Raw genomic sequence first — 6,800 nt, forward strand, 5'->3', positions numbered from 1 at the left:
CGCACACTTGTGTTGCATGGGGTATTGCCTGATGCCTTGACGCCTTGTGTCACGCCAACGGCACCAGCCATTGCGCCGAAGAACGCGCCAGGTGCTCGGTGAGCAGACCCAGCAGTTGGCCACCATTGCGCCAATGATGCCAGTACAGCGGCACATCGATCGGCTTATCTGGCAAAAGCTCCACCAACACACCCCGCGCCAACTGGTCGCGCACCTGCAGTTCGGGCACCAGCCCCCAGCCCAGGCCGGCCTCGGTCAGGCGGATGAAGCCCTCGGACGAAGGGCACAGGTGATGCTCGAACCCGCCATCGACCCCCAGCGCCGCCAGGTAGCGGTGCTGCAGGAAATCGTCCGGGCCGAACACCAGGGCCGGCGTCCGGGCCAGGCGCTCGGCCTGCACACCCTGGGGAAAATGCCGCGCAAGGAAGGCCGGGCTGGCCAGGGCACGGTAGCGCATGGCGCCCAGCAGCACGCTGCGGGCACCGGCCACCGGCCGCTCGCTGGCGCAGACGCAGGCCGCAACCTCCCCGGCTCGCATACGCTTGAGGCCCACGGTCTGGTCTTCGACGATCAGGTCCAGAAGCAAATGCTGCTCGGCACAGAAGTCGCCCACGGCCTCGGCCCACCAGGTGGCCAGGCTGTCGGCGTTGAGGGCGATGCGCAGGCGCTCCGGCAAGCCCTCCTCGTCCAGGGCCGGCACCTGGCTCTGCAGGTCGCGTTCGAGCAGGCGTACCTGCTGCACATGGTTGAGCAGGCGCCGGCCGATTTCCGTCGGCGCCGGCGGCGTGACCCGCACCAGCACCGGCTGGCCGATCCGCGCCTCGAGCAGCTTGATCCGCTGGGAAATGGCCGACTGCGACAACCCCAGCACCTGCGCGGCGCGCTCGAATCCGGCCTGTTCGATCACCGCGGCCAGGGCGGACAGCAACTTATAGTCGAACATCAGTTTTCCTAATGAGCGATCAGTAATATTGGTTTTTCTTATACAGCCTGCAACCGGAGAATAGCCAGCATGCTTTCTCGTTCAAGGACCTTTTTCATGGCTGGCGAAACCTCCCTCGATACCCTGCTGCGCAGCATGAGCCCGCAGCTCAACCCCGGTGACTACGTGTTCTGCTCCATCGCCGATCGCGCCCTGCTCGAAGGCACCGACGCACTGGGCAGCTTTCGCGAGCAGGAAGGGCTCACGGTAATCCTCGAACGCCAGCAGGCCGAACGCCTGGGGCTGGGTTTCGACTACGTCGCGGCCTGGATCACCCTGAACGTGCATTCGGCCCTGGAAGCCGTCGGCCTGACCGCCGCGTTCGCCAGTGCCCTGGGCAAGGCCGGGATCAGCTGCAACGTGATCGCCGGCTACTACCACGATCATCTGTTTGTCGGTAAGGCCGATGCCGAGCGCGCCATGGACGTGCTGCGGCAACTGGCGGCGGATAAGGAGTAAACGCTATGTGGCAGAGCTACATTAACGGGCTGCTGGTAGCAGCCGGGCTGATCATGGCGATCGGCAGCCAGAATGCTTTTGTCCTGGCCCAGAGCCTGCGGCGCGAACACCACCTGCCGGTGGCCGTGCTGTGCGTGACCTGCGATGCGTTGCTGGTGGCGGCCGGGGTATTCGGCCTGGCCACGGTGCTGGCGCAGAGTCCGACACTGCTGGCGGTTGCCCGCTGGGGCGGCGCTGCCTTCCTGATCTGGTACGGCAGCCAGGCCCTGCGTCGCGCCTGCTCCAGGCAGAGCCTGCAACAGGGCGAGAACCAGACTGTCCGCTCACTGCGCGCGGTGCTGCTCAGTGCGCTGGCGGTGACCCTGCTCAACCCCCATGTGTACCTGGACACGGTGCTGCTGATCGGCTCGCTGGGGGCGCAACAGACCGAACCCGGCGCCTATGTGGTCGGTGCGGCCAGCGCTTCGCTGCTGTGGTTTTTCACCCTGGCCCTCGGCGCCGCGTGGCTGGCTCCATGGCTGGCCCGGCCGAGCACCTGGCGCATTCTCGACCTGCTGGTGGCGGTGATGATGTTCAGCGTGGCGATTCAATTGATGACCGCTACATGATTTATTCCAAAAGGCTCTGGAACCTCTATTCCACACAGTTGTTGCGTGGTTATGCCGCACCCCCGGTGCTATGATCCGAACCCTGCGCCGCAAAGAGTACAAACTCCCCGGCGCTTGTCTGGCCGCCCGTGATCGGCCTTGCGCTCACCGCAACTGACCTGATTAGGAGAATCACCATGGCTTTCGAATTGCCGCCGCTGCCTTACGCACACGATGCCCTGCAGCCGCACATTTCCAAGGAAACTCTGGAATACCACCACGACAAGCACCACAACACCTATGTCGTGAACCTGAACAACCTGGTGCCAGGCACCGAGTTCGAAGGCAAAACCCTGGAAGAGATCGTCAAGTCTTCCTCGGGCGGTATCTTCAACAACGCCGCTCAGGTCTGGAACCACACTTTCTACTGGAACTGCCTGGCGCCAAACGCTGGCGGTCAACCAACCGGCGCACTGGCCGAGGCCATCAACGCGGCTTTCGGTTCGTTCGACAAGTTCAAGGAAGAATTCACCAAGACTTCCGTCGGCACCTTCGGTTCCGGTTGGGGCTGGCTGGTGAAAAAGGCTGACGGCTCCCTGGCCCTGGCCAGCACCATCGGCGCCGGCAACCCGCTGACCAGCGGCGACACCCCGCTGCTGACCTGCGACGTCTGGGAACACGCTTACTACATCGACTACCGCAACCTGCGTCCTAAGTACGTCGAAGCGTTCTGGAACCTGGTCAACTGGAAATTCGTGGCCGAGCAGTTCGAAGGCAAGACCTTCGTCGCCTAAGCCCGTTTGCAGTCAGAAAAACCCGGCATTGCCGGGTTTTTTCGTTTTACCGGCAAGGACCCGGTTTGCCGCGCCAGCCCAGCGGGCTAACCTCTCTATTCAGGTAAAAAATCTCCGCCGTCCCTCAAGTTGCAAGGCTTGGCTACCGACATATAACCGATAAGCACGGATATGCTGGCTCCCGGCATTCCAGCCAAGCCTACAGGTGAAATATCCAGGGCCTGATTGTCCCTTTGACTGCCATCACGGGATTGCCAATACTCATGGCAACTTGACGCTACACGCACGGAACAAGGAATAACCCTTTGAAGCTGGAACTCAAAAACAGCTTGTCGGTGAAGTTGCTCCGGGTTGTGCTGCTGTCGGCACTGATAGTGGGCGTAGTTCTGAGCTGCGCACAAATCGTCTTCGATGCTTACAAGACTCGGCAGGCGGTCGCTAATGATGCCCAGCGCATTCTCGACATGTTTCGCGACCCCTCGACCCAGGCCGTCTACAGCCTGGACCGCGAAATGGGCATGCAAGTCATCGAAGGCCTGTTCCAGGACGATGCGGTGCGCATGGCCTCCATCGGCCATCCCAACGAAACCATGCTCGCGGAAAAAAACCGTGAGTTGCAGGCCTCCCCCAGCCGCTGGCTGACCGACCTGATCCTCGGCAAGGAACGCACCTTCACCACCCAACTGGTGGGTCGTGGCCCCTACAGCGAATACTACGGCGACCTGAGCATCACCCTCGACACCGCCACCTACGGCCAGGGATTCATCGTCAGTTCGGTAATCATTTTCATTTCCGGCGTACTGCGCGCCCTGGCCATGGGCCTGGTGCTGTATCTGGTTTACCACTGGCTGCTGACCAAGCCGCTGTCGCGCATCATCGAGCACCTGACCACCATCAATCCGGACCGCCCCAGCGAACATCAGATTCCCTTGCTCAAGGGCCACGAGCGAAACGAACTGGGGATCTGGATCAATACCGCCAACCAGTTGCTGGCGTCGATCGAACGCAACACGCACCTGCGCCATGAAGCGGAAAACAGCCTGCTGCGCATGGCCCAGTACGACTTCCTCACCGGCCTGCCCAACCGCCAGCAGTTGCAGCAGCAACTGGACAAGATCCTGGTCGATGCCGGCCGCCTGCAACGCCGGGTCGCGGTGCTCTGTGTCGGCCTCGACGACTTCAAGGGCATCAACGAACAGTTCAGCTACCAGACCGGCGACCAGTTGCTGCTGGCCCTGGCCGATCGCCTGCGGGCCCACAGTGGTCGCCTGGGCGCCCTCGCCCGCCTCGGCGGCGACCAGTTCGCCCTGGTCCAGGCCGACATCGAACAACCCTACGAAGCCGCCGAGCTGGCGCAGAGCATTCTCGACGACCTGGAAGCGCCGTTCGCCCTCGACCACCAGGAAATCCGCCTGCGCGCCACCATCGGCATCACCCTGTTCCCGGAAGACGGCGACAGCACCGAGAAGCTGCTGCAGAAAGCCGAGCAGACCATGACCCTGGCCAAGAGCCGCTCGCGCAACCGTTACCAGTTCTATATCGCCAGTGTCGACAGCGAGATGCGCCGGCGTCGCGAACTGGAGAAGGACCTGCGCGAAGCCCTGAACCGCGAGCAGTTCCACCTGGTCTACCAGCCGCAGATCAGCTACCGCGATCATCGGGTGGTCGGGGTCGAGGCGCTGCTGCGCTGGCAGCATCCGGAACACGGCTTCGTCCCGCCGGACCTGTTCATTCCCCTGGCCGAGCAGAACGGCACCATCATCGCCATCGGCGAATGGGTGCTGGACCAGGCCTGCCGCCAGTTGCGCGAATGGCATGACCTGGGCTTCAGCGACCTGCGCATGGCGGTCAACCTGTCCACCGTGCAACTGCACCACGCCGAGCTGCCGCGGGTGGTCAACAACCTGCTGCAGATCTATCGCCTGCCGCCGCGCAGCCTGGAGCTGGAAGTCACCGAAACCGGCCTGATGGAAGACATCAGCACCGCCGCCCAGCACCTGTTGAGCCTGCGCCGCTCGGGTGCGCTGATCGCCATCGACGACTTCGGTACCGGCTACTCGTCCCTGAGCTACCTCAAGAGCCTGCCGCTGGACAAGATCAAGATCGACAAGAGCTTCGTCCAGGACCTGCTGGATGACGACGACGATGCCACCATCGTGCGGGCGATCATCCAGCTGGGCAAAAGCCTGGGCATGCAGGTGATCGCCGAGGGCGTGGAAACCGCCGAGCAGGAGGCCTACATCATCTCCGAAGGCTGCCACGAAGGTCAGGGTTACCACTACAGCAAACCCCTGCCGGCACGGGAGCTGAGCGCCTACCTGAAACAGGCCCAGCGCAGTAACGCGGCCATCCTCTGAAAGCACGATTGCGCGCATAAGCTTGATCCAGCGCAATCGCTTCCTGAATAGGAAATATTTACAACCACAACCCTTTACACATAATGCAAATCTTTCGCATTATGTCGCAGTTTTGCGCGCCTCTCGCGCCAGTCCACCCCTCTCTCGAAGCAGGATGTTCGCCATGATTCGTATGCCTCTGGCTACCGCCAGTCTGTTGGCCATCGCTATTTCCCTCGCCGGTTGCGGCGAAGGCAAAGACAAGGCTGCCGCGCCGCAAGCCGCTGCTCCAGCCGCCAGCACCGCAGCCCCGGCCACCGCTCCTGCGGCCGGCAAGGTCGATGAAGCGGCGGCCAAGGCTGTCGTCGCGCATTACGCCGACATGGTCTTCGCCGTCTACAGCGATGCCGAATCCACCGCGAAGACCCTGCAGACCGCGATCGACGCCTTCCTCGCCAAACCCAACGCCGACACTCTGAAAGCCGCCAAGGCCGCCTGGGTCGCCGCTCGCGTGCCTTACCTGCAGAGCGAAGTGTTCCGCTTCGGCAATACCATCGTCGACGACTGGGAAGGTCAGGTGAACTCCTGGCCGCTGGACGAAGGCCTGATCGACTACGTCGACAAGTCCTACGAGCACGCGCTGGGTAACCCGGGCGCCACCGCCAACATCATCGCCAACACCGAAGTCCAGGTCGGCGAAGACAAGGTCGACGTGAAAGACATCACCCCGGAAAAACTCGCCAGCCTCAACGAGCTGGGCGGTTCCGAGGCCAACGTCGCCACCGGCTACCACGCCATCGAATTCCTGCTCTGGGGCCAGGACCTGAACGGCACCGGCCCTGGCGCCGGCAACCGTCCGGCGTCCGACTACCTGGAAGGCGCCGGCGCCACCGGTGGCCACAACGACCGTCGTCGTGCCTACCTGAAAGCCGTGACCCAACTGCTGGTCAACGACCTGGAAGAAATGGTCGGCAACTGGAAACCGAACGTGGCCGACAACTACCGCGCCACCCTGGAAGCGGAACCTGCTGAAAGCGGCCTGCGCAAAATGCTGTTCGGCATGGGCAGCCTGTCCCTGGGCGAACTGGCGGGCGAGCGCATGAAGGTTTCCCTGGAAGCCAACTCCCCTGAAGACGAGCAGGACTGCTTCAGCGACAACACCCACAACTCGCACTTCTACGACGCCAAGGGCATCCGCAACGTCTACCTGGGCGAGTACACCCGTGTCGACGGCACCAAGCTGACCGGCGCCAGCCTGTCGTCGCTGGTGGCGAAAATCGACCCGGCCGCCGACACCGCGCTGAAAGCCGATCTGGCCGCCACCGAAGCCAAGATCCAGGTCATGGTCGATCACGCCAACAAGGGTGAGCACTACGACCAGTTGATCGCCGCCGGCAACGACGCGGGCAACCAGATCGTGCGTGACGCCATCGCCGCGCTGGTCAAGCAGACCGGTTCGATCGAACAGGCCGCGGGCAAGCTGGGCATCAGCGACCTGAACCCGGACAACGCCGATCACGAGTTCTGATCAGCGTTGCGGGAATGAAAAGGCGACCTTCGGGTCGCCTTTTTTGTGCCTGCCCTGTAGCCGCTGCCGCAGGCTGCGATAAGGCCGCAGGCCTTCAGCGATCTTGAAACCCTG

Annotated in this window: 6 protein-coding genes; 5 read left to right on the top strand and 1 reads right to left on the bottom strand. The window is 62.8% G+C overall.

Annotation, left to right across the window (positions count from 1 at the left end; translation table 11 throughout):
• Positions 1–49: 49 nt before the first annotated feature.
• Positions 50–943, bottom strand: coding sequence for a LysR family transcriptional regulator ArgP (locus ACTJKT_RS23710; protein WP_009045339.1), 894 nt, complete (start codon positions 941–943; stop codon positions 50–52).
• A gap of 96 nt (positions 944–1,039) precedes the next feature.
• On the opposite strand from ACTJKT_RS23710, the gene ACTJKT_RS23715 reads away from it, so the two are divergent.
• From ACTJKT_RS23715 to ACTJKT_RS23735, 5 genes are all read left to right on the top strand, one after another.
• Positions 1,040–1,441 (top strand): ACT domain-containing protein, encoded by a 402-nt coding sequence (locus ACTJKT_RS23715; protein ID WP_440788782.1) that lies wholly within the window; start codon positions 1,040–1,042, stop codon positions 1,439–1,441.
• Between the two features lie 5 nt (positions 1,442–1,446).
• Complete coding sequence (locus ACTJKT_RS23720) at positions 1,447–2,049, top strand: LysE/ArgO family amino acid transporter (RefSeq protein WP_440788783.1); 603 nt, start codon at positions 1,447–1,449, stop codon at positions 2,047–2,049.
• A gap of 176 nt (positions 2,050–2,225) precedes the next feature.
• Positions 2,226–2,822 (top strand): superoxide dismutase, encoded by a 597-nt coding sequence (locus ACTJKT_RS23725; protein ID WP_007929765.1) that lies wholly within the window; start codon positions 2,226–2,228, stop codon positions 2,820–2,822.
• 305 nt (positions 2,823–3,127) lie between these two features.
• A complete protein-coding gene (locus ACTJKT_RS23730; protein WP_440788784.1) occupies positions 3,128–5,179 on the top strand; it encodes a putative bifunctional diguanylate cyclase/phosphodiesterase in 2,052 nt (683 codons plus the stop codon).
• Positions 5,180–5,342: 163 nt separating this feature from the next.
• Positions 5,343–6,686: an imelysin family protein gene (locus ACTJKT_RS23735; protein WP_025805977.1), complete on the top strand. Its 1,344-nt coding sequence runs from the start codon at positions 5,343–5,345 to the stop codon at positions 6,684–6,686.
• The last annotated feature ends 114 nt before the right edge of the window (positions 6,687–6,800 follow it).

This window comes from Pseudomonas sp. 22526 (genome assembly GCF_052044735.1).
Taxonomy (GTDB): domain Bacteria; phylum Pseudomonadota; class Gammaproteobacteria; order Pseudomonadales; family Pseudomonadaceae; genus Aquipseudomonas; species Aquipseudomonas piscium.

Coding starts and splice junctions, on each gene's coding strand:
- ACTJKT_RS23725 (WP_007929765.1), top strand. CDS start 2,226: ATGGCTTTCGAATTGCCGCCGCTGCCTTACGCACACGATGCCCTGCAG.
- ACTJKT_RS23715 (WP_440788782.1), top strand. CDS start 1,040: ATGGCTGGCGAAACCTCCCTCGATACCCTGCTGCGCAGCATGAGCCCG.
- ACTJKT_RS23735 (WP_025805977.1), top strand. CDS start 5,343: ATGATTCGTATGCCTCTGGCTACCGCCAGTCTGTTGGCCATCGCTATT.
- ACTJKT_RS23720 (WP_440788783.1), top strand. CDS start 1,447: ATGTGGCAGAGCTACATTAACGGGCTGCTGGTAGCAGCCGGGCTGATC.
- ACTJKT_RS23710 (WP_009045339.1), bottom strand. CDS start 943: ATGTTCGACTATAAGTTGCTGTCCGCCCTGGCCGCGGTGATCGAACAG.